The organism is Anaeromyxobacter oryzisoli, from assembly GCF_022690765.1.
Taxonomy (GTDB): Bacteria; Myxococcota; Myxococcia; order Myxococcales; family Anaeromyxobacteraceae; genus Anaeromyxobacter; species Anaeromyxobacter oryzisoli.
Genome location: NZ_JALCZA010000005.1, coordinates 48,829 through 72,484, shown reverse-complemented (window position 1 = coordinate 72,484; position 23,656 = coordinate 48,829). Strand labels below are relative to the sequence as shown.

Below are 23,656 nucleotides of genomic sequence, written 5' to 3'. Positions count from 1 at the left end.
CGGGCGCATCGGGCATCGCCCCGCCGCCCGGGCGCGCATAGAGTCGCCTGAGGGAACCCCATGACTCACGCGCACGCAGAGCTCGCAGCCCTCGCCGAGTACCGGCCGAAGCACAAGGTCCGCGTCGTCACCGCCGCCGCGCTGTTCGATGGCCACGACGCCGCCATCAACATCATGCGGCGGATCCTCATGGACCGCGGCGCCGAGGTGATCCACCTCGGCCACGACCGCTCCGTGGACGAGGTCGTCACCGCCGCGCTCCAGGAGGACGTGCAGGCGATCGCGGTCAGCTCTTACCAGGGCGGCCACCTCGAGTACTTCAAGTACGTGGTGGACTCGCTCCGGGCGCGGGGGGGCGAGGACATCCAGGTCTTCGGCGGCGGGGGCGGCGTCATCGTCCCGGCGGAGATCCGCGAGCTCCAGGAGTACGGGGTCGCGCGGATCTACAGCCCGGAGGACGGGCAGCGGATGGGGCTCCACGGCATGATCGGCGAGATCGTGCAGCGCTGCGACGTGGACCTCTCGCCGCGCGCCCCGCGGACGCTCGACGCGATCGCCGGCCACGGCGAGGCGGCCTGGCGCGCCCTCGCCCGGCTCGTCACCGCGCTCGAGGACGGGCACGCCGATCCGAAGCTCGTGATGGCGCTCCACGCCCAGGCGCCGGCCCGGCGGGTGCCGGTGGTGGGGGTCACCGGCACCGGCGGCGCCGGCAAGTCCAGCCTGACCGACGAGCTGATCCGCCGCCTCCGCCTCGACCAGGACGACGCCCTGCGCGTGGCGGTGATCAGCATCGACCCGTCGCGGCGCAAGAGCGGCGGCGCGCTGCTCGGCGATCGGATCCGGATGAACGCGATCGGCCCGTGGGCGCGGGGACCGCGCGTCTTCTTCCGGAGCCTCGCGACGCGCGCGATGGGCGGCGAGCTCAGCCGCGCCCTCCCCGACGTGGTGGCCGCCGCGAAGGTCGCCGGGTTCGACCTCGTGATCGTCGAGACCCCCGGCATCGGCCAGGGCGACGCCGCGATCGCGCCGCTCGTGGACGTCCCCCTCTACGTGATGACGCCCGAGTTCGGCGCGGCGAGCCAGCTCGAGAAGATCGACATGCTCGACTTCGCGGAGCTCGTGGCGATCAACAAGTTCGACCGCCGGGGGGCCGCCGACGCGCTCCGGGACGTCGCCCGCCAGGTGCAGCGGAACCGGGGCGCCTTCGACGCGCCCGCCGAGTCGATGCCGGTCTTCGGCACCATCGCGAGCCGCTTCAACGACGACGGGGTGACCGCGCTGTACCAGGCGCTCCTCGCCCGCCTGCGCGCGCTGGGGCTGCCGGCGAAGGAGGGGCGCCTGCCGGCGGTGCAGACCCGCCACAGCACGCACCAGGTCCCGCTCGTGCCGGTCGGGCGCGTGCGCTACCTCGCCGAGATCGCCGACGCGGTGCGCGGCTACGAGCGGCGCGTCCGCGAGCAGGCGGCGCTCGCGCGCGAGGTGCAGCAGCTCCGGGCGGCGCAGCGCATGGCGCGCACCGAGCAGCCGGACCGGCCGGAGGCCGCCGAGGCGCTCGAGCCGCTCGTCCAGGCGCGCGAGGCGCGGCAGGATCCGGCGGCGCGGGCGCTGCTCGCGTCCTGGCCGGAGCTGCAGCAGGCCTACGCCGCCGACGAGTTCGTCATGAAGATCCGGGGACGCGAGGTGCGCACCGCGCTTTTCCACACCTCGCTCGCCGGGACCCGGATCCGCAAGGTCGTGCTGCCCCGCTGGGAGGACGACGGCGAGCGGCTGCGGTGGCTCATGCTGGAGAACGTCCCCGGGGCGTTCCCCTACACGGCCGGCACCTTCCCGTTCAAGCGCGAGCGGGAGGATCCCACCCGCATGTTCGCGGGCGAGGGCGACGCCTTCCGCACCAACCGGCGCTTCAAGCTCGTGTCGGAGGGCATGCCGGCGCGGCGGCTCTCCACCGCGTTCGACTCGGTGACCCTCTACGGCCAGGACCCCGACCCGCGCCCGGACGTCTACGGCAAGGTCGGCAACTCCGGCGTCAGCATCGCGACGCTCGACGACCTGGAGGTGCTGTACTCGGGGTTCGACCTCTGCGACCCCGCCACGTCGGTGAGCATGACCATCAACGGGCCGGCGCCGACGATCCTCGCGATGTTCATGAACGCCGCGATCGACCAGCAGGTCGAGCGGTTCACCGCGGCGCGCGGGCGCGCCCCCACCCGGGACGAGGCGGCGGAGCTCCGGCAGCGCGCGCTCTCCACGGTGCGCGGCACCGTGCAGGCCGACATCCTCAAGGAGGATCAGGGGCAGAACACCTGCATCTTCTCCACGGACTTCAGCCTGAAGGTGATGGGCGACATCGCCGAGTACTTCGTGCGCCACGAGGTGCGCAACTTCTACTCGGTGAGCATCAGCGGCTACCACATCGCCGAGGCCGGCGCGAACCCCATCACCCAGCTCGCCTTCACCCTCGCGAACGGCTTCACCTACGTCGAGGCGTACCTCGCGCGCGGGATGGACGTGGACGACTTCGCGCCGAACCTGAGCTTCTTCTTCAGCAACGGGATGGACCCCGAGTACACGGTGCTCGGCCGCGTCGCGCGCCGCATCTGGGCGGTGGCGATGCGCGATCGGTACGGCGCAAGCGAGCGGAGCCAGAAGCTCAAGTACCACGTGCAGACCTCCGGGCGCTCGCTGCACGCCCAGGAGATCGCCTTCAACGACATCCGCACCACGCTCCAGGCGCTGGTCGCGATCTACGACAACTGCAACTCGCTCCACACGAACGCCTACGACGAGGCCATCACCACGCCGACCGAGGAGAGCGTCCGCCGCGCCATGGCGATCCAGCTCGTCATCAACCGGGAGTGGGGGCTCGCGAAGAACGAGAACCCGAACCAGGGCGCGTTCGTGATCGAGGAGCTCACCGACCTCGTCGAGGAGGCGGTGCTGGCCGAGTTCGAGCGGCTGGCCGACCGCGGCGGCGTGCTCGGCGCGATGGAGACGGGGTACCAGCGCAGCCGCATCCAGGAAGAGAGCATGCACTACGAGCTGCTCAAGCACACCGGCGAGTACCCGATCATCGGGGTGAACACCTTCCGCAACCCGCACGGCGAGCCGGTCCCGGACCACGTCGCGCTGGCGCGCTCGACCGAGGAGGAGAAGCGCTCCCAGCTCGAGCGGCTGCGCGACTTCCACGCGCGTCACGCGGCGGAGGCGCCGCTCCAGCTGCGCCGCCTGCAGCAGGCGGTGATGGAGAACCGGAACGTGTTCGAGGTGCTGATGGACGCGGTACGGGTGTGCTCGCTCGGGCAGATCACGAGCGCGCTCTTCGAGGTGGGTGGGCAGTACCGGCGGAACATGTAGCCCGCCGGGTCGGCCGTGGACGCTTCGCGCACTGGAGATCGATCATGAGGGAATACGCCGCCCCGCTTCGCGACATGCAGTTCGTCCTGCGCGAGCTCGCGCCGCTCGAGGAGATCGCGCGCCTGCCCGGCTGCGGCGACGTCACGCTCGACGTCGCCGAGGCGATCCTCCAGGAGGCGGGGAAGTTCGCCGCCGGCGTGCTCTCCCCCCTGAACGCGAGCGGCGACCGCGCGGGCGCCCGCGTGCAGGACGGCGAGGTCTCGACCGCCCCCGGCTGGCGCGACGCCTACCGCCAGTTCGTCGATGGCGGCTGGAACGCGCTGTCGCCCGATCCGGCGCTCGGGGGCCAAGGGGTGCCCCGGCTCGTCTCCGCGCTCGTCGAGGAGATGTGGAACGGCGCGAACGTGGCGTTCGCCCTCTGCCCCATGCTCACGCGCGGCGCGATCGAGGCGATCGAGCTCCGCGGCTCCGAGGAGCTGAAGCGCACCTACCTGCCGAAGCTCGTGAGCGGCCAGTGGACGGGCACGATGGTCCTCACCGAGCCGCAGGCGGGCTCGGACCTCTCCGCGGTGCGCACCCGCGCGACGCCGCAGCCGGACGGCACCTACCGCCTCGAGGGGCAGAAGATCTTCATCACCTACGGCGAGCACGACCTCGCCGAGAACATCATCCACCTCGTGCTCGCCCGCACGCCCGACGCGCCGGAGGGCGTGAAGGGGATCTCGCTCTTCGTCGTGCCGAAGTTCCTCGTGGGCGCGGACGGGCGCCCCGGCGCCCGGAACGACGTCCGCTGCGTGTCGCTCGAACACAAGCTCGGGATCCACGCGAGCCCGACCGCGGTGCTGGCCTTCGGCGACCGCGGCGGCGCGGTGGGCTGGCTCGTCGGCGAGGAGCACCGCGGCCTCGAGTACATGTTCATCATGATGAACGCCGCCCGGTTCGCGGTGGGGATCGAGGGGATCGGGATCTCCGACCGCGCGTACCAGCTCGCCCTCGCCTACGCGCGCGAGCGGCTCCAGGGGACCGAGCTCGGCGCGCGCAGCAGGGAGAAGGTGGCGATCGTGCGCCACCCCGACGTCCGCCGCATGCTGATGCTGATGAGGTCGCGCACCGAGGCGATGCGCGCCCTCGCGTGCGTGGTGGCGGCGGCGACGGACACCGCCCGCTGCCACCCTGAGGCCGACCGGCGCGCCCGGAGCCAGGCGTTCGTCGATCTCATGATCCCGGTCGTGAAGGGCTGGAGCACCGAGACCGCGATCGAGGACGCCTCGCTCGGCGTGCAGGTCCACGGCGGCATGGGCTACATCGAGGAGACCGGCGCGGCCCAGCTCCTGCGGGACGCGCGGATCACCACCATCTACGAGGGGACCACCGGGATCCAGGCGTCCGATCTGGTCGGCCGCAAGGTCGCGCGCGACGGCGGCGAGGCGATCCGCCGGGTGATCGCCGAGATGCGCGACGTCGGGGGCCAGCTCGAGCAGGCGCGGCTCGAGACCCTGTCGGCGATCGCCGCGCGGCTCGAGGACGGCGTCGTCGCGCTCGAGCAGGCGGTGGACTTCGTCGTGGACACGTACGCCACCGACGTCCGCGCCGTGGCGGTCGGGGCGGTGCCCTTCCTCGAGCTGTTCGGCGTGGTGGCCGGCGGGTGGCAGAGCGCCCGCGCCGCCCTCATCGCGCACCGGCGGCTGGCCGAGGGCGCCCCCGAGGCGGGCTTCTACCGGGCGAAGCTCGCCACCGCCCGCTTCTACGCCGACCACGTGCTCGTCCGCGCCCCGGGGCTCTCGCGTACCGTGGTGTCCGGCGCCGAGGGCGCGCTCTCGATCGAGGACGATCAGCTCTGACTCGCGCGCTCGCGCTGCAGGCCTGGGCCGCGTGACCGTCATCGTGACCGTGACCCCCCGTGCCCGCCTCCCGTGTCCCCCTGGCCCGTGATCCGTCCGTCCGTCGGTCGACGGGGATCGGGCCACGGGCCACGCGACCCGGTTCACGGGTCACGGAGAAGCCGGTGACGGTGACGGGCACGGCTCACGCCGAGGCCTATCCGGCCGCCCCGGGCCCGAGGCTCGAGGGCCGAGCCTCGTCGCCCTCCCGGCCCGCCCGGCGCCGGTACTCGCCGGGCTGCACGCCGCTCCACCGCTTGAACGCACGGTGGAACGCGCTCGTCTCCTGGAACCCGAGGGCGCTCGCGATCTCGGCGATGCTGAGCCGGGTCCCGCAGAGCTGGTGGACCGCCGCGTCCCGCCGGAGCTCGTCCTTGATCGCCTGGTAGCTCGTCCCCTCGGCCTCGAGCCGCCTCCGCAGCGTCGTCGGCGCCACGTGGAGCTCCCGGGCGACGTCCTCGAGCACCGGCCACTCCGGCTTCCCGATGCTCCCGCGGAGCCGGCGGCGGAGGCGCGCGGCCCAGCCCGCCTCGTTCTTGTACTTGAGGAACACCGAGCGCGGGGCGGTGCGGAGGAACGTCGCGAGGGACGCCTCGTCCTGGATCACCGGCGCGGCGAGCTGGGCCGCGTCGAAGCGCACCGCGGTGCGCGCCGCGTCGAAGCGCAGCCGCTGCGAGTACATCACCGCGTACTCCTGCGCGTGCGGCGGCCTCGGCTCGGAGAACTCCGCGAGCGTGAGGGGGATGCGCCGCCCCGCGAGCCAGCACGTCAGCCCGTGGACGAGGATGAGCAGCGTCTCGTCCGCGAAGCGCCGGGCCTCGAGGGGCTCGATCGAGCTCACGAGCTCGACCACCGCCTCCCGCCCCTCGACCCGCAGCTCGCCGTGGACGTCGTCGAGGAACACCGCGAACCCGCGGAGGATGCGCTTCAGCGCGTGCGCGACGGTCCCGGTGTGCAGGGCGGCGTGGCAGAGCAGCGCGAAGCTGCCGCACTTCATCCGGCGCCGGTCGAGCCCGAAGAACTCGTCGTCGAGCTCGCGCGAGACGGCGAGCCACAGCGCCGAGAACGCGTCCGCGGTGACCCGGGCCTGCGGCGCGCCGAGCAGCTCGGCCGGGATGCCGGCGGTCGCGAGGACCCGCGCGCGCGCCTCGCCGGACAGCCGGGCGACCGCGGCTTCGACGAAGTGCATCGAGACGGTGTCCTTCTCCGCCGTGTTCATGAGGAGCGGGGATCCTACCGCCGCCGCGCGCGGGGTGGCAAAGCGCGGCCCCGGTCAGGGGGCGGCCGGCGCCGCCCCGAGCGCCTTCTCGATGAGGAAGACGTCGGGCTCCTCGGGATCCCGCCGGAAGGAGTACCCGAGGCGCGCGAGGAGCGCCCGGACCCGCTCGTTCTCGGCGAGGATCTCCCCCTCGAGCCGGACGGCGCCGCGCGCCCGCGCCAGCTCCGCGAGGAGCTCGAGCAGCCGCCCCCCGAGGCCCCGCCCCTGCCATTCGTCCGCCACGACCACCGAGATGTGCGCGCTCTCCGGATCGGTGAGGGTGTACCGCGCCACCGCGATCTGGACCTCCCGGCCCTCCCGCTCGACCAGGCCGACGAGCGCGAGCTCCCGGTCGTAGTCGATCTGGGTGAAGCGGACCAGCATCTCCCGGGTGAGCTCCTTCACGCTCGTCATGAAGCGGAAGAAGCGCGCGTGGTCGGAGAGGTTGCGCACGAAGCTCGCCTCCAGCTCCGCGTCCTCCGGGCGGATCGGGCGCACCGTGACGGTGGTCCCGTCCCGCAGCTCGAAGCGCGCGCCGACGTCGCTCGGGTACGGGTGGATCGCCATGTGGCCGTAGCGGTCGGCCCCCGGCGGCGGCGGGGCGATCGCCGCCCGCGCCCCCGACGCGTAGACCTCGCTCCCCGCCACGACCAGCGGCGAGAGCTCGAGCTCGCGGAGCTCCGGCAGCTCGGAGACGAGCTCGGAGATGGCCCAGAGGGTCCGCTCGAAGGCGGCCCGCTCGGGCGCGGCCAGCCCGCCGGCGGCGGTGAACGCGGGCGCGGCGCGGCTCGCGCGCACGAGCGTCTGGATGATCGCGGTGTCGAGCGGCGGCAGCGCCACGATGGGCTCCCCGACCAGCCCGGCGGCGCTCCCCCGCCCGAACCGGACCACGGGCCCGAAGACCGCGTCGCGCGCGACGCCCACCCACAGCTCGGCCCCGCTCACCCGCTGCCCGGCGGCGGCGAGGTCGCGCACGCCGACCGCGGCGAGGAGCCGCTGCAGCTCGCCGGTGGTGAGCCGGTCGCGCCCGCGCTCGATCGCGCGCCGGACCACGTCCCGTGCGCGATCGAGCTGCGGGATCGCGTCGGGCGCGAGCGGCCCCGGGAGCTGGCGGAGCAGCCGCTGGTTGTGCGCGTAGCTCGCGAGCAGCCCGAACGCCTCCACCGCGCTCTCCGGCGTGTCGAGCGCCGGGATGCCCGCCTCCACGAAGCGGGCCCGGGCGCTCCGGACCCGCTCCCCGCCCATCCAGCAGGCGACGATCGGCTTCGCCCCGCCCCGGCTCGCCGCGACGACCGCCTCGGCGCACGCGTCGGGGCGCGCCAGCGCCTGCGGCGCCAGCATCGCGAGCACCGCGTCCACCTCCGGAGCCCCGAGGCAGGCCTCCGCCGCGGCGCCGTAGCGCGCCGGCGCGGCGTCCCCGAGGAGGTCCACCGGGTTCGCGTGCGAGCCGACCGGCGGGAGGACCGCGTCGAGCCGCCGGCGCGTCTCGTCCCCGAGCGGCGGGACCTGCACGCCGAGATCCGCCGCGCGGTCCGCGGCGAGGACGGCTGGCGCGCGGGCGTTCGAGAGGATCGCGAGGCGGTTGCCGCTCACCGGCCGCGCGGTGGCGAGGAGCTGGGCCGCGGCGAACATCCGCTCCATGGAGGAGACGCGCACGGCGCCGGTCCGCGCGAGCGCGGCGTCGAACGCGTCGTCGGACGGCGCCCCCGCCCCGCCGCCGTACCGGCCCGCCTTCACCACCACCACCGGCTTGATGCGCGCGGCGAGCCGGAGCCCGCTCAGGAACGGGCGGGCGGCGCGGACGGTCTCGACGTAGAGGAGGACGCTCCTCGTCTCGCGGTCGAGGGCGAGGTACTCGAGCACCTCGCCGACGTCCACGTCGAGCGCGTCCCCGAGCGACACCACGGTCGAGAACCCGATCCGGCGGGACGCCGCCCAGTCGAGCGCGGTCGCGCAGATGGCGCCGGACTGCGAGACCAGGCCGATCGACCCGGGGATCGCGCCGCCGTTCGTGAACGTCGCGTCGAGGCGCGCGCCGGTGCGGACGAGCCCCACGCTGTTCGGGCCGAAGAGCCGAAGCCCGCCGCGCCGCGCCTCGGCGAGGAGCGCCCCGGCCGCGCCGCGATCGCGCTGCGCCGGCGCCCCCGGCACGCCCGCCAGGATCACGGCGCCGCCGACGCCGCGCTCGGCGCAGGCGCGCACGAGCTCCGGGAGCGCCGCGGCGGGGTAGGCGAGGACGGCGAGGTCGATCTCCCCCTCGACCTCGGAGAGCGTGGCGCTGCAGCGCACGCCGGGGAGGGCGCCGGCGTCGCCGCCCACCGCGTGGATCGGCCCTGCGAACCCGCCGGCGACCAGGTTCCGCAGCACGCGGCCGCCGGGCGAGTCGAGGCCGGCGGCGCCGAGGACGGCGACGGCGCGGGGGGCGAAGACGCGCTCGAAAGGGTGCGGGCGCACGCGCTCGGTTTGCCCGTCGCCTGGACTCGCACCGCGGCGACGAGCCGGCCTCCGCCCACCGTTATACCAGCCGGCGCGCGCGCTCGCCTCCGCGCGAGGGCCGGACCGGGCGGGGGTCCCCGCCCCACCTCCGCGCAGCGCGGGACCGCCGCAGCGGCCCGCCCGGACGGGTCCGGCCCGCGCCGCCGCCGGGCTACGCGAGCCGGATCACGCCCAGGCTGTTCAGCAGGATGAGCAGGATGAGCACGGGCGCCACGTAGCGGATGAGCGCGTAGAGCGGGCGCTCGTACCGGGGCGCCGAGGCGTACCCGCGGTCCATCTCCTCGACGAACGAGCGCCGCGACACCAGCCACCCGCCGACGATCGCGATGGCGACCCCGCCCACCGGGAGGAGCACGTTCGAGGACGCGAAGTCGAACAGGTCGAAGAACGTCTTCCCGAAGAGCTTCACGTCGGCGAGCACCGGGCTCTGCGAGAGGGTCGCGAGCACGCCGAGCGCGAACATGATCGCGGCGGTGACGATCGCGGCGGCGGGGCGGCGCAGGTGGCCCTTCTCGACGAACCACGCCACCGGCACCTCCATCAGGCTCACCATCGCGCCGATGGTCGCGATCGCCGAGAGCACGAAGAAGAGGAAGGTGAAGAGCCCGCCCGCGGGCATCCGGCTGAAGACCAGGGGGATGGTGTTGAAGAGCAGCCCCGGCCCCCCGGCCGGCGTGCCGCCGAAGGCGAACACGGTGGGGAAGATGGCGAGCCCGGCGAGGAGGGAGACGAGCGTGTCGGCGAGCGCGACGCGCGCCGCGTTCGGCACGATGCGGGTCTGGTCGGGCAGGTACGACCCGTAGGTCGTCATCGTGCCCATGCCGAGCGAGAGCTTGAAGAACGCGAGGCCGAGCGCGGCGAGCAGCACGCTGGCGGTGAGCTTCGAGAGGTCGGGGCGGAAGAGGTACGCGACCCCGTGGGCCGCGCCGGGCAGCGTGAGCGCGCGGACGTCGCAGACGAGGAGGAGCGTGAAGAGGACCGGCATGAGGGTCTTCGTGACCCGCTCGATCCCCTTCGAGACGCCGGTCGCGATGATCCAGCAGGTGAGGACCGTCACCAGGGCCTGCCAGAGGAGCGGCTCCCACGTGCCGCCCGCGAGCGCCCCGAACGTCGCGGAGGTGAGGGGCGCGCCCGTCCGCAGCGCGGCGGCGGACTTGAACACGTACGCGAACACCCACCCGGCCACGTCCGTGTAGAACGCCATGATGAAGACCGCCGAGACGAACCCAGCCCAACCGATCGCCGCCCAGAAGGGCTGACCAGGGACGGCCCGCCCGTAGGCGCGGACCGCGTCCAGGCGCATCCGCCGGCCGATCGCGTGCTCGACCACCATCACCGGCACGCCGACGAGGGCGACCGCGAGCAGGTAGGTGAGCACGAAGGCCGCCCCGCCGTTCGAGCCGGTGAGGTACGGGAACTTCCAGATGTTGCCGAGCCCGATGGCCGAGCCGACGGTGGCGGCGAAGGCCCCGAGGTTGGAGGCGAACGCGTCGCGGCGCGCCTCCGTTCGTACGGCGGCGGAGGGGTTGAGCTGAACGTCGGGTGTCACGGTGATCCTCGAGGTCTATCCGGTGCGGAGGCGGGCGGAGTTTCCCGCGCTTCGGCCTCGAACGCCAGCCCGGGCGGGCGCCCGCCGCGAAGGCAGGCGCTGCGGCCGCACGCGACCGCGCGAGCGGCGCCGTTCGGTCGATCGCGACCGACCCGGGCGATCCCCCACATCGGCGCACCTCGTGCCGCTCACGCCTCCGGCCGCCAGGCCACCGCCGTCAGGCTCTCTCCTCGTTCCGGGCAGCGCAGCGCCGCCCGGTCCATCCGGCGCGCCTCGGCACCGATCCGCGCCCGCGGCGCGCGGCCGCTCCGATCGACGGAGGCGCCCCGCCGCACCATCAGGCTCTGGGCGACGTAGAACGCGGCCTCGCGGCGCGGCGGCAGCAGCGCGATGCGCTCGAACCCGACGGCGCCGAGCGCTCGCCGCAGGCTCTCCGGACCGAAGAGGGTGAGGTGGCGCGGCGGCTCGAGGCCGCGCCAGTCCGGGCCGAAGCGCCTCAGCCCCTCGGCTTCCACGTTCGGCGTCTGGATCCAGACCCGCCCGCCGGGCCGCAGCAGCGCGTGGACCCGCCGGAGCGCGCCCACCGGATCGTGCACGTGCTCGAGGACGTGGCTCAACGTGACGTGCTCGAACGTGCCCGGCTCGAGCGCGACGTCGTCGAGCGTCCCGACGTGGACCGCCAGGCCGGATGCTCGGGCACGCGCCGCGGCCACCTCGTCGAGGTCGAGGCCGACGACGTCGAACCCGAGGGCGCGGCCGATGCGCAGGAAGTCGCCGTTCCCGCAGCCGACGTCGAGCAGCCGCGCGCGTCCGGACGGCGCGGGGAGGTGGCGGATCAGGTGATCGGCGCGGGCGCGGCGCGCGGCGCTCCACCGCGTGAGGAACGCCGCCCCGGGGGCCGCGGGCCGGAGCGCGTATCCGAACGCGTCGTCGTAGTAGGCGAACAGCCGGAGCCGCCTGAGGAGCAGCCCGACCCCGGTCCCCTCCGAGAAGACGTGCCGCGCCCGTGACGCGTCGTGGGTGTAGTAGCACCGGTAGGCGAGCCCGATCCCGCCGAGGGTCGGACGCGGGTCGAGGAAGGCGGCCCCGCACCCGGCGCAGCGCCACAGCGTCCACGTGCCCGGCGCGACCCGGAAGATCCGATCCGTCAGCCCCTCGTACAGGGTCGTCCGCTCGCTCGAGCCGCAGACCGCGCAGCGCGGGACCGGCTCCAGCTGCTCGCGGGGCCACTCGGTCTCCCACGGAGCCGCCGCTTCAAACGTGCCTGGAGACGCCGTCATCGCGCGCACCCAGCCCCCGGCTCGGGCCGCAGCGCGACGTACGCCCCCTCGTACGCCCCGCCGACGCCCCCGGGGGATTCGACCGCCCCCCGCACGTGCACGCGGGCGCGTCCCCGGCGCTGGAATGTCGCGAGGAACCGCTCCCAGTCCGCGGGCGCCGGGAGCCGGGCGATGGCGCTGAAGTCGCCGTCGATCGGCCTGTCGAAGTCGAGCGCGCTGCGCTGGATGACGACGCTGGCCTCGAGCCCATGCTCGCGGAGCGCGAGGTGCAGCAGGGTCCACCCGGCCAGGATCGCGAGCGCGGACAGGCTCCCGCCGAAGGCGGTGGCCCGGTGGTTGACGTTCGGCGCGAGCGGCGCCTCGAGGCGGATCGAGGTCCCGTCGTAGTCCGCGACGACCGCCCCGAGGTGACGGGTGATCGGGATCTGCTCCTGGACGAGCCGCGTGATGTCGGCGAGGGTCATGCTCGGATCCTCCGGGGCGAGCGGGCGCACGGCGAGGCGGGCCGAGGAGGATAGCGCGGTTCCCGCAGCGCGCGGGCGTCCATCCTCCATGGCACAGTTCGATCCCGCATCGCGGTACGCGCGATCGCGAACGCCCGGCCTCCGCCCCTGGCGCGCGCCGCAGTGGGCCGCGAGCGCCTGGCCGCCCGCCTCGCCGGGCCTCGGCCACGCCTCCGGTGCCGACGGATGCTACTGTGCCGGCTCCGGCCGGAAGGCCGGCCCGCCCTCATGATCCCCATCACCCGCTTCAGCGTCGACCTCGCTCCCCTCACGACCGCCCTCGATCTCGCCGGCACGTTCGCGTTCGCCCTGAGCGGCGCGGCGGCGGGCGTGAAGCACCGGCTCGATCTGTTCGGCGTCCTCGTCCTCTCCTTCGCCGCGGCGACCTCCGGCGGGATCTTCCGGGACGTCGTGATCGGCGCGGTCCCCCCGGCCGCGCTCCGCGAGCTCCCCTACATGGCGATCCCGCTCGCGGCGGGGGTGGTGACGTTCTACTGGCACCCGCTCGTCGAGCGGCTCCGCCACCCGGTCCTCCTCTTCGACGCCGCCGGGCTGGCGTTCTTCGCCGTCTCCGGGACGCAGAAGGCCCTCGCCTTCCACCTCGATCCCCTCCCCGCGGCGATGCTCGGGATGGTCACCGGGATCGGCGGCGGCATGGCCCGCGACCTGCTCGTGGCCGAGGTCCCCTCCGTGCTGCGCGCCGAGATCTACGCGGTCGCGGCCCTGGCCGGCGCGGGCGTGGTGGTCCTCGGCGGCCTCGCCGGGCTGCCCTCGGCGGTGGTGACGCCCGTCGGGATCGCGCTCTGTTTCCTGCTGCGGGTCGCCGCCCTGCGGTACGGCTGGAGGCTGCCCGTCGCGGGAGGACACCCGCCCGCCTCGGACGACGAGCCCGGCCAGGGTCCCGGCTCGCGCGGGCGCGCGTGAGCGACGGCGCGCCAGGGTCGGCGCGCGACGAGCCGGCGCGGGCGGCTATTTCACCGTGAAGTACACGCGCGCGCCCTTCTCCTTCGCGTGCTCGCCGCCCTGGACCAGGAAGAGCCGCGCCTGGTCGAGCCCCGCCCCGAGCAGCGCCTCGCGGGCCCGCTGCGCCCGCGCGGCGGCGAGCGCCCGGTACGTGTCGGGCGCGATCTCCGCCGCGGCGGCGAGCCGATCCTCCATCTCCTGCGCCGTGGGCGCCGGCTCCCGCGGCTTCCGCGCGCCCGGGAACGCGGCCTCGTACGCCGCCCGGACCAGCCGGGCGCGCTCGTCCGGGGCCACCGTCACCTCGTCCGGCGACGCGGGCGGCGGTCGCAGCGCGGCAGCCTTCGCGCGACGGAGGCTCCGCTCGAGCGTGGCGCGCCGGAGCGCCGGCCCGTCCTGATCCGGGTCGGTCACCCCCTCGAGCTCGAGCCCGAGCGCGGGGCGCTGCGCGAGCGACCGCGCGAGCAGCGTGAAGCGCTCCTGCGCGGCCGGCACCGGGTCGGCGGTGCCCGGCGCGAACTCCACCATCGACAGGTCCGCCTGGTCGCCGCCGACGAGCGAGGCGAGCGCCCGGAACGGCGAGGTCCCCACCTTCACGAGCACGTTCAGGACCGTGTGCCAGATCACCTTCCCGAGGTGGAAGTCGGGATCGTCGAGCTGGCCCTCGACGGGCACGTCGAGCAGGATCACCCCGTCCTTGTCCTGGAGGAGCGCGAGCGCGAGCCGCACCGGGATCTTCGTCGCGTCGGGGCTGTCGGTCCGATCCCCCAGGGTGAACTGGTTCACCTTCACGACGTTGGTCGAGACGAGGCGCCGGTGCTCGATCTTGTAGCGGAGGTCCAGGTCGAGCTTGCCCTTCCGCACCCCGTACCCGAGGAACTTGCCGGAGTACGGATCGAGGGGCGAGAGATCCACGCCCTGCGACGCCACCGTGAGCTCGGTGTACGCGTCGTTCTGGAGCGGGTTCGTCGTGCCGGTGATCCGGACGGGCGAGGCGCCCTCGAGCTGGAGCCGGATGTCCGCCGCGGAGCGGGCCCGTGGATCGGAGGAGAGCCCCGTCACCTTCGCGTCCACCGCGGTGACGTCCACCACCGCCGCCGGGGCGATCGAGCGGTCCACGACGCTGGCCCGCCCGCGGACGACCTCCACCGCGCCGATCGCGGTCCGCCAGGCGGGCTCCGCGGCGGCCGCGCGCGCCTTCGCCGGGGGCGCCTTGCCCGCCGGGGCCGTGGGCCGGAGCGCGCGCTCCACGCTGGTCTGGCCGTCCTCCCAGACGTAGGCCTTCACCCGCGGCTCGAGGAGGCGGACGAGCCGCGCGCTCGCCCGGGGCGGCGTGGACGCCGCGTCGATGCCGGAGACCTCGAGGGCGCGCCAGCGGAGCAGGTCCTCGTTGCCCTTCTCCGCCACGGAGAGGCCGTCGAGCCGCGCGTCGCCTGCGAGCGTCCAGCGGGTCGCCGCCCCGGAGGCGTCGTAACCGACCTTCACCTTCGCGCCGGCGCGGCCGCCGGTGAGGCGCGCGGCGACGTCGCGCTCGAGGTACGGCGCGAGGGGCGCGAGGTCGAGGTCGGCCGCGTCGAGCTCGAGCGTTCCCTTGTCCCCAAACGGCTTGACCGGCCCCTTCACCGCGAGCCGGCCGCGCCCGTTCCACACGAGGGAGAGGTCGAGCGGGGAGACCGCGTCCGCCCCCTTCCGGAGCTGCTCGAGCCGGAGCCGGACGTCGGAGAGCGGGAGGACCACGGGGCGCGGCGGGGTCCGGTCCTCGAGGTCCACGGAGAGGCCGGTGACGTCGATCGCCTTCACCGCCCACGACCAGGGGGTCGGCGACGGGGGCGAGGGCGGCGGCTCCATCCGCGCGAGCTCGAGCCCGCCGCCGGCTTCGCGCAGCACCCGCACCGAGCCGCCGCGGAGCGCGACCTCCGCGACCGTCGCCGTCCGCGCGAGCACGTCCGCGTCGACCCCGGTCACCTCGAGCCGCGCGAGCTTCACCGGCGCGTCGGTGGCGCCGCGCGGCCCCACCGCCAGGTCGTGCACCGCCACCTTCCCGCCCGCGAGCTGGAGAGAACGCCGGGCGGCGCCCCACTCGAGGTCGTACCGGGTCTCGAGATCGAGCCGCCCGTCCAGCAGGTCGATCGGGTAGTCGTCGTGGAGGTAGGCCGCGTACCGGGGGAGCTTGATCCGCTCGAAGGCGAGGGTCCCCGCCGAGCGGAGCGGCTGGGTCCGGATGGTGCCGGTCCATCGGAAGGTCTCGCCAGCGTCGGTCGTCCCGGCGAACGAGTACGGGCTGTCGCCGCCGCCCTTCGTCCGGAAGGACTCGAGGCGGATCGTGAGCGGGCCGAGCACGCTCGCGAAGGCGGGGTGGCGCGTCGCGTCCCGGAAGGTCAGGCGCGCCTCCTCCACCGCGAGCCGCCCGATCGAGACGCCGAGCCCGCCCTCCTTCTTCGACTCCCCCGGCCTCGCCGGCGCCCCGCCTGCGGGCTTCTCGTCGCCGAGCAGGTCCTGGAAGCTCAAGGTCCCGTCGGCGCGCAGCCCCACGTCCACCGCGGGCCGCACGAGCCGGATCTCCGCCAGCCCCACCTCTCCGGCGAGGAGCCGCAGCGGGGCGAGCCGGACGAAGAGCGACTCGAAGCCCAGGAACGGGGCACCGTCCCGGTGCTTCACCGCGAGCCCCTCCACGAGGACGGAGAGGGCGAGCGGGTTCACGCGGACCTTCGCGATCGAGACCTCCCGGTGGAGCGCCGCCGACGCCTCCTTCACGATCACCCGGCGCAGGATCGCCGGCCCGGCGAGGAAGCCGAAGGCGGTGTACGCGACGAGGAGGGCGCCCAGGACGGCGGACGCGCGAAGCAGGCGCCGGCGGCGCGGCGAGGCGGGCGTGGGGTCGGACATGCGCCCCCATTTACACACGACCGGGGCCGGCGCCAACCTGCGCTGGGTCGGGGCCCGGCCTCGCGACGCTCGACGCAAGCGGGTGCCGCCATGAGCCGCCTGGCCGTGCGGTATGCTGGCCGGCGCAGCCACGGACGTGCGGGGCGACCGCGGTGGAGCGCGCGCGCCGAGGAGGCGAGACATGAGCGGGAACCTCTTCTCCCTGGTCGCGGGGCGGGCCGCTCCCGGCGCCACCTTCGTCGAGGCCGAGGCGGGGGCCCGGTGGACGTACGCCGACCTGTTCGCGCTGACCGGTCGGTACGCGAACGCCCTCGCCGCGTCCGGCGTGGCGCCGGGGGATCGGGTCGCCGTCCAGGTGGAGAAGTCGCCCGAGGCGTACGGCCTGTACCTCGCCGTGCTGCGGCTCGGCGCGATCTACGTCCCCCTGAACCCGGCGCACACGCCCGCGGAGGTCGAGTACTTCCTCCGCGACGCGGCGCCCGCCGCGTTCGTGTGCGATCCCCGCGGCGTCCAGACGATGCGCCCGCTCGCCGAGGCGTGCGGGGTCCCCGCGCTCCTCACGCTCGACGCCGCCGGCGGCGGCACGCTCGCCGATCGCGCCGCCGCGCAACCCGGCGCCTTCGCGACCGCGATCTCCGCGCCGGACGACGTGGCCGCGATCCTCTACACGTCGGGGACGACCGGCCGGCAGAAGGGCGCCCTCCTCTCGCACGGCAACCTCTCCTCGAACGCCGAGGCGCTCACCCGCGCCTGGGGCTTCACCCCGCGCGACCGGCTCCTCCACGTGCTCCCGCTCTTCCACGCCCACGGGCTGTTCATCGCCGCGCACTGCGCCCTGTTCTCCGGCAGCGCGATGATCTTCCTGCCCCGGTTCGCCGCCGACCGCGTCCTCGCGCTGCTGCCGCGCGCCACCGTGCTGATGGGCGTCCCCACGTTCTACACGCGGCTCCTCGACCTCCCGGGGCTCGGCCCGGAGGCGTGCCGCGGCGTGCGCCTGTTCACCTCCGGTTCGGCGCCGCTCCTCGCCGAGACGAGCCGGGCGTTCACCGCGCGGACCGGCCACGCGATCCTCGAGCGCTACGGGATGACCGAGGCGGTCGTCATCACCTCGAACCCCCTCGAGGGGGAGCGGCGTCCCGGCAGCGTCGGGCGCCCGCTCGAGGGGGTAGCGCTGCGGATCGTGGACGCCGAGGACCGGCCGGTGCCGCCCGGGGCGGTGGGGCTCGTCCAGATCCGCGGCCCCGCCGTCACCCGGGGCTACTGGCGACAGCCGGAGAAGACCGCCGAGGCCTTCACCTCCGACGGGTGGTTCCGCACCGGCGACCTCGGCGCGCTCTCCGACGACGGGTACCTGACCCTCGTCGGCCGCAACAGCGACCTCGTCATCTCCGGGGGCTTCAACGTCTACCCGAAGGAGGTCGAGCTGGTCCTCGACGCGCTCCCGGGCGTCGCCGAGTCGGCGGTGATCGGCGTACCGCACCGCGACCTCGGAGAGGCCGTGGCGGCGGTGGTCGTCCGACGCGATCCCACCCTGGACGCCGACGCGATCCTCGAGGCGCTGCGGGGCCGGCTCGCCCCCTACAAGCTCCCGCGGCGCGTCCACTTCGTGGGCGCGCTGCCGCGCAACGCGATGGGCAAGGTCCTCAAGACCGTCCTCCGCGCGACCTTCTCCTCCGCTTCCTGACGGCGCCAACCGGTCGAGCGTCACGCCGCGACGACGGGGCGCCGCGGCGGCGCACGCCCGGCCGATCGGCCCCCCCTCGAGTCGCCCCCTTCGCGAACACCGCGGTGCCGACGCGCCCGGGCGACCCCACCAGGGAGCGCCTCCGAGGCGCGGCGGCCGAATAGCGTCGGCGGTGGGAGGGGACGGACATGGAGACCGCCGCGGCCCGGGAGACGAAGCACCTCGCGCCGTCGTCCGGCGCGCGCGACGCGCTCCGGGCGCTCGAGACGCTCCTCGCGCCGCTCGAGCCGCGCGAGTTCTCGGTGCGGCTCTGGAGCGGCGACGTCCTGCCGCCTTCGCCCGGCCGCCCGGTCCGCTTCGTCCTGGTGCTCCCGCACCCCGCGTCGCTCCTCCGCATGTTCTGGCCGCCGGGCGAGCTCACCGCGGCCGAGGCGTTCCTCCGCGGCGACTGGGACGTCGAGGGCGATCTCGTGGCGGCGCTCGCGCTGCGGAATCGCCTGCGCTTCGGCCTCCGCGAGCTCCTCGCGCTCCTCCCCCTCGCCCCCGCGCTGCTCCGCGGCGCCGCGTCCCCCGCGCCGCCCGGGTCCGCCGTCCAGCTCCGCGGCGGCCTGCACAGCCCGGCGCGGGACGAGCTCGCGGTGCGGCACCACTACGACGCCGGCAACGACTTCTACGCGCTCTGGCTCGACGCACGGATGGTGTACTCGTGCGCCTGGTTCCCGGAGCCGGGGACGAGCCTCGACGCCGCGCAGGAGGCGAAGCTCGAGCTGATCTGCCGCAAGCTCCGGCTCGCGCCCGGCGACCGCCTCCTCGACATCGGCTGCGGCTGGGGTGGGCTCGTCCTCTGGGCGGCGGAGCGCCACGGCGTGACGGCGCTGGGGGTGACCCTGAGCCCGGCCCAGGCGGCGCTCGCGCGCGAGCGGATCGCGGCGCGGGGGCTCGGCGCGCGCTGCCGGGTCGAGGTGGCCGACTACCGCTCCCTCGGCACGGAGGCGTTCGACAAGATCGCGAGCGTCGGGATGGTGGAGCACGTCGGCGTCGCGGAGCTGTCGGCCTACTTCCGGCAGGCGGCCCGCCTGCTCCGGCCGGGCGGCCTCTTCCTGAACCACGGGATCGCGTCCCTCGGCCCCCGGGACGGCGGGCTGCGAAGCCGGCTCCTCCGCGAGGGCGTCTTCCTCCGCAAGTACGTCTTCCCGGACGGCGAGCTGCCGTACCTGCACGAGGTCGCCGAGGCCGCGCTGCAGGCAGGGCTCGAGCTCCGGGACGTGGAGTCGCTCCGCGAGCACTACGCCCTCACCCTCCGCCACTGGATCGACCGCCTCGAGCGGCGCCGCGCCGAGGTGGAGCGCGTCGCCGGCCCGACCGCGTACCGCACCTGGCGGCTCTACATGGCGGGCGCCGCGGCGGACTTCGAGCGCGGCGAGAACACCGTGTACCAGGCGCTCCACGTGAAGCCCGCGCGCGGCGCGAGCGGGCTCCCGCTCACGCGCCGCGGGTGGTACGAGGAGCCCGTCCCGCCGCGGTGATCCTGGCGACGGAGCCCGGCGCGTTCGTCAGATGATCTCGAGCGGCACCTTCCGCGCGGGCGGCGGGAAGGCGCGGTCGAGCGCGGCGAGGTCCTCCGGACCGAGGAGCAGCTCGAGCGCGGCGCGGTTCTCCCGCACGTGCGCGGGGGTGCGGGCCTCCGGGATCGCGCAGACGCCGCCGCCGCGGATCGCCCAGGCGAGCGCCACCTGGACCGCGGTCGCGCCGTGGCGCCGCCCCACCTCGCGGAGCGCGCGGTTCCCGAGGAGGGCCCCCTGCTGGAGCGGCGAGTACGCCATCACCGCGACCCCGCGGGCGCGGCACCAGGGCAGGAGGTCGTGCTCGACGCCGCGGCGGCTCGGGTTGTAGAGCACCTGATCGGAGGCGACCTCGGCCCCGCCCCGCAGCGCGACCAGCTCCTCCAGGTCGGAGACGTCGAGGTTGCTGACGCCCCACGCGCGGATCTTCCCCGCGCGCACGAGGTCCGCGAACCCCGCGACCGTCTCCTCGAGCGGCGTCGCGCCGCGCCAGTGCAGGAGGTAGAGGTCGAGCCGGTCGGTCCGGAGGCGCCGCAGGCTCCCCTCGCAGGCCCGCACCACCCCGCGCCGCGTCGCGTGGGAGGGCAGGACCTTCGAGACCAGGAAGACCTCGTCGCGGCGCCCGCCGATCGCCTCGGCGACCCGCTCCTCGGAGGCGCCGTCGCCGTACATCTCCGCCGTGTCCACGACGGCGAGCCCGAGGTCCAGCCCGAGCCGGAGCGCCGCCACCTCGTCGGCCCGCCGCGCCGGGTCCTCCCCGAAGCGCCAGGTCCCCTGCCCCAGGACGGGCATCGACCCGCCGCCCCGGAGCGCGATCCGCGCCACCTTCGCCATGGAGACCTCCTCCGCCGGCGCGCGCCGGCCCGATGACCTCATGGCTAATCGGACCCCCCGAGCTTCCGCCACAGCGTGGTCCGCCCGATGCCGAGCCGCCGCGCCGCCCGGGACTGGTTGCCGCCGCACTCCTCGAGGACGCGGAGGATGTGCGCGCGCTCGAGGTCGTTGCGCGCCGCGCGCAGCGTGCTCGCCTCGCGCGTCCGGCGCCGGTCCTGGAAGAGCTCGGGGACGACCACCCGCAGCTCCCGGGCGTCCACCGCCGCCCCCTTCGGCTCCGCGTAGAGCACCGCCACGCGCTCGAGGACGTTCTCGAGCTCGCGCACGTTCCCGGGCCAGGCGTGCGCGAGGAGCCGCGGCAGCACGGCCTCGAGCGCCCGCTCCCGGGCCTCCAGCGCCCCGTGCTGCGCGAGGGCGCGCCCGAGCAGGTCCTCGGCGAGGAGCGGGATGTCCTCCGGGCGGGCCGAGAGCGGCGGCAGGTGCAGCCGCAGGATCGCGAGCCGGTAGTAGAGATCCTCGCGGAAGTCGCCCTGCTCCACCCGCGCGGCGAGGTCCTGGTTGGTGGCCGCGATCACCCGCACGTCCACCGGCGTCGGATCGTTGCTCCCGAGGCGGAGCACCTCGCGCTCCTGCAGCACGCGCAGGAGCCGCGTCTGGAGGGCGACCGGCATGTCCCCGACCTCGTCGAGGAAGATGGTGCCGGTGTGCGCCGCCTCGAAGAGGCCGGCCCGCCCGCCGCGGCGCGACCCGGTGAACGCGCCCTCCTCGTAGCCGAAGAGCTCCGACTCGAGGAGCGTCTCCGGCAGCGCCGCGCAGTTGACCGCCACGAACGGCCGATCGGACCGGCGGCTCGCCGCGTGGATCCCCTGCGCGAACAGCTCCTTCCCGGTGCCGCTCGCGCCCGTGACGAGCACGGTCGCGTCGGTGCGGGCGTACCGCTCGGCCAGCTCCCGGGTGCGGGCGATGGCCTCCGAGCGACCGATCACGTCGGAGAGGCGGTGGCGCGCCTCGTAGCGGCGCGGCCGGTGCTGCGAGCGGAGGCTCCGGTCCACGCGCTCGATCGCGCTCGCCTCCTGGCACGTCAGCACCGCCCCCGTCCGCACGCCCTGCTCGCGGATCGGGATCCGGTTGGTGACCAGCGTGTGCCCGCCGAGCCGCTCGATCTTCTCCAGCTCGGCGTCGCCGGTCTCGAGCACCCGCGCGAGGCTGAGCCCCGGCGCCACCCGGGAGAGCGGCGCGCCGAGGGCGGCCTCGGCGGAGACGCCGAGGAGCCGCTCCATGGCCGGGTTGAGCGACTGGATCCGCTGCTCCAGGTCCACCGCGACCACGCCCTCGGCGAGGTGGCGCAGGACCGCGTCCACGCGCTCGCGCTTCGCGTCCTCGACCCGCGTGGCGCGGGCGATCTCGATGGCGCGGTCGATCGCCTCGCACACCGCGGTCTTGGAGTAGAGGAAGATCCCCTTCAGCCCCAGCCGCTCCGAGATCTCGGCGACGCCCGAGGGGCCGACCACGACCTCGATCCCCTTCGCCGCGAGCTCCTGCACGCAGGCGCCGGCCTCCTCCATGGTGTCGTAGGCGCGCTGCTCGATCTCGAGGCCGTAGAGGCTCTTGAAGTGCTCGAGCTCGGGCGTGACCGCCCCGTAGTTCACGATCGCGACGCGGCGCGAGAGCCGCCGGGCCTTGGCGAGGGCCTGGAGGACGTCGAAGCCGGTGGCCTGGATCGCCACGACCGGGACGGCGGTGCGCTTGCGGATGTAGGCGCCGTTCGCACCCGCGGAGATGAGGACGTCCACCTCCTCGCCGGCCCGGATCAGCTCGCGCGCGGTCTCGAGGGCGTCGTCGAAGGCCTTGTGGAAGACGCGGATGTCGGCGCGGCCGGCGTAGGAGGGGACGACGCGCTCGAGGAGGTCGGTGAGCCGGCTCAGCGTGAACGCCCACAGGATCGGCTTGCGGTCTCGCGCCTGGGTCATGCGTTTCATGACCGGAACACACCTGTTCCGGAAATGGAAGCTCCGTCCCCGCCGCCCGGTGGGGGGTCGCCCGGCCGCGCCGTGGAGACGCGCACTTGCGACCCGGCGCCGCGCGCGCCGCCGGCTGGCGCGCGCCTTGCGATGACCCGTCTCGTCCGGCGCGAAGGGACGCCGGCGTTTCGGGCACGGTGGACCGGCAGCGCTCGCGCGCCGGATCCAGCGGCCGGCGGCATCGGCTCCGTGGCCCCGGAGGTCGCGTGAAGATCCACGAGTACCAGGCGAAGGAGCTCCTCCGACGCTTCGGCGTCGCGGTGCCGCGCGGCTACCTCGCCGCGACCGCCCTCGAGGCGGAGAGCGCGTCGCGCCAGCTCGGCGGCCCGATCTGCGTGGTGAAGGCCCAGATCCACGCGGGCGGCCGCGGCAAGGCGGGCGGCGTGAAGCTGGCGCGCTCTCCGGAGGAGGCGCAGCAGCACGCGGAGGAGCTGCTCGGGACGATCCTCCGCACCGCCCAGACCGGACCGGCCGGCCAGGAGGTCCGCAAGCTCTACGTCGAGGAGGGGTGCCGCATCGCCCGCGAGCTCTACCTCGGCGTCACCCTCGACCGCGAGAGCGGCCGCGTCACGATGATGGCGTCGTCGGAAGGTGGAGTCGACATCGAGGATGTCGCGAGGAACCATCCGGAGCGGATCCTCCGCGCGTCGGTGGATCCGCTCACCGGCCTGACGCCACACCAGGCGCGCCGCCTCGCGTTCGAGCTCGAGCTCGTCGGCGAGTCGGTGGACGCCTTCGTGCGCTTCGCCACCGGGCTGTACCGCGCCTACGCCGCGACCGACGCCTCGCTCGCGGAGATCAACCCGCTCGTCGTCACGGTCGCCGGCGAGGTCGTCGCGCTCGACGCGAAGATGACGTTCGACGACAACGCGCTCCCGCAGCACCCGGACGTCGCGGCGCTGCGCGATCCCGCCGAGGAGGACCCGCGCGAGGCGGCGGCGAAGGACCACGAGCTCTCGTACATCGCCCTGGACGGCGACATCGGCTGCATGGTGAACGGCGCCGGCCTCGCGATGGCGACCATGGACGTGATCCGGCTGGCGGGGGGCGCGCCCGCGAACTTCCTCGACGTGGGCGGCGGCGCCGACGAGGCGAAGGTCGCCGCCGCGTTCGAGCTCCTGCTCGCCGACCCCAACGTGAAGGCCGTCCTGGTGAACATCTTCGGCGGCATCATGAAGTGCGACGTCATCGCGAACGGGATCCTCGCCGCCGCGCGGCAGGTCGGCCTCTCGATCCCGCTCGTCGTCCGGCTGCAAGGCACGAACGTGGCGCTCGGCGCGCAGCTCCTCGCCGAGAGCGACCTCGACATCATCCCCGCCGACGACCTCGGCGACGCCGCCCGCAAGGCGGTCGCCGCCGCCCGGGCCGCGTGAGGCGAGAGGAGCGGAC

General features: G+C 74.9%; 14 protein-coding genes. 6 read left to right on the top strand and 8 right to left on the bottom strand.

The genetic code is table 11. The features are described 5' to 3' along the window. The first annotated feature begins 60 nt into the window (after positions 1-60). Together icmF and MNZ27_RS02870 are read left to right on the top strand one after the other, a co-directional pair. Positions 61-3,354 carry a fused isobutyryl-CoA mutase/GTPase IcmF gene (icmF, locus tag MNZ27_RS02875; RefSeq protein ID WP_242392522.1) on the top strand — a complete coding sequence of 1,098 codons (3,294 nt, stop codon included), beginning with the start codon at positions 61-63 and terminating at the stop codon, positions 3,352-3,354. A gap of 44 nt (positions 3,355-3,398) precedes the next feature. Next, positions 3,399-5,195 (top strand): acyl-CoA dehydrogenase, encoded by a 1,797-nt coding sequence (locus MNZ27_RS02870; RefSeq protein WP_242392521.1) that lies wholly within the window; start codon positions 3,399-3,401, stop codon positions 5,193-5,195. A 196-nt stretch (positions 5,196-5,391) separates the two neighbouring features. On the opposite strand, the gene MNZ27_RS02865 is transcribed toward MNZ27_RS02870, so the two are convergent. From MNZ27_RS02865 to MNZ27_RS02845, 5 genes are all read right to left on the bottom strand, one after another. Beyond that, positions 5,392-6,453, bottom strand: a complete 1,062-nt coding sequence (locus MNZ27_RS02865) for an AraC family transcriptional regulator (RefSeq protein ID WP_242392520.1) — start codon at positions 6,451-6,453, stop codon at positions 5,392-5,394. A gap of 54 nt (positions 6,454-6,507) precedes the next feature. Beyond that, positions 6,508-8,946, bottom strand: a complete 2,439-nt coding sequence (locus tag MNZ27_RS02860) for a bifunctional acetate--CoA ligase family protein/GNAT family N-acetyltransferase (RefSeq protein ID WP_242392519.1) — start codon at positions 8,944-8,946, stop codon at positions 6,508-6,510. 193 nt (positions 8,947-9,139) lie between these two features. Beyond that, entirely contained in the window at positions 9,140-10,537 is a 1,398-nt protein-coding gene (locus tag MNZ27_RS02855; protein WP_242392518.1) for a sodium-dependent transporter, read from the bottom strand. A 188-nt stretch (positions 10,538-10,725) separates the two neighbouring features. Further along, positions 10,726-11,817, bottom strand: coding sequence for a class I SAM-dependent methyltransferase (locus tag MNZ27_RS02850; protein WP_242392517.1), 1,092 nt, complete (start codon positions 11,815-11,817; stop codon positions 10,726-10,728). Further along, positions 11,814-12,281: a thioesterase domain-containing protein gene (locus MNZ27_RS02845; protein ID WP_242392516.1), complete on the bottom strand. Its 468-nt coding sequence runs from the start codon at positions 12,279-12,281 to the stop codon at positions 11,814-11,816. Before MNZ27_RS02845 ends, MNZ27_RS02850 begins: the two co-directional genes overlap by 4 nt. Positions 12,282-12,548: 267 nt before the next feature. Here MNZ27_RS02845 and MNZ27_RS02840 point away from each other — a divergent pair, with 267 nt between their 5' ends. Beyond that, positions 12,549-13,244, top strand: a complete 696-nt coding sequence (locus MNZ27_RS02840) for a trimeric intracellular cation channel family protein (protein WP_242392515.1) — start codon at positions 12,549-12,551, stop codon at positions 13,242-13,244. Positions 13,245-13,289: 45 nt separating this feature from the next. Here MNZ27_RS02840 and MNZ27_RS02835 read toward each other — a convergent pair whose 3' ends face one another. Continuing rightward, the gene (locus MNZ27_RS02835; RefSeq protein WP_242392514.1) at positions 13,290-16,166 is read right to left on the bottom strand and encodes a DUF748 domain-containing protein; all 2,877 of its coding nucleotides are present in this window, start codon (positions 16,164-16,166) and stop codon (positions 13,290-13,292) included. A 181-nt stretch (positions 16,167-16,347) separates the two neighbouring features. Here MNZ27_RS02835 and MNZ27_RS02830 point away from each other — a divergent pair, with 181 nt between their 5' ends. Together MNZ27_RS02830 and MNZ27_RS02825 are read left to right on the top strand one after the other, a co-directional pair. Beyond that, on the top strand, positions 16,348-17,850 hold the full coding sequence (locus tag MNZ27_RS02830) for an AMP-binding protein (protein WP_242392513.1): 1,503 nt from the start codon (positions 16,348-16,350) through the stop codon (positions 17,848-17,850). Between the two features lie 188 nt (positions 17,851-18,038). Continuing rightward, positions 18,039-19,376, top strand: coding sequence for an SAM-dependent methyltransferase (locus MNZ27_RS02825; protein WP_242392512.1), 1,338 nt, complete (start codon positions 18,039-18,041; stop codon positions 19,374-19,376). Positions 19,377-19,403: 27 nt separating this feature from the next. Here the strand turns inward: MNZ27_RS02825 and MNZ27_RS02820 are convergent, their stop codons facing one another. Both MNZ27_RS02820 and prpR read right to left on the bottom strand, forming a co-directional pair. Next, a complete protein-coding gene (locus tag MNZ27_RS02820; protein ID WP_242392511.1) occupies positions 19,404-20,246 on the bottom strand; it encodes an aldo/keto reductase in 843 nt (280 codons plus the stop codon). A gap of 44 nt (positions 20,247-20,290) precedes the next feature. Further along, positions 20,291-22,216: a propionate catabolism operon regulatory protein PrpR gene (gene prpR, locus MNZ27_RS02815; protein WP_242392510.1), complete on the bottom strand. Its 1,926-nt coding sequence runs from the start codon at positions 22,214-22,216 to the stop codon at positions 20,291-20,293. 257 nt (positions 22,217-22,473) lie between these two features. Between prpR and sucC the strand changes: the two genes are divergently transcribed. Then, entirely contained in the window at positions 22,474-23,640 is a 1,167-nt protein-coding gene (sucC, locus tag MNZ27_RS02810) for an ADP-forming succinate--CoA ligase subunit beta (protein WP_242392509.1), read from the top strand. Positions 23,641-23,656 lie beyond the last annotated feature (16 nt).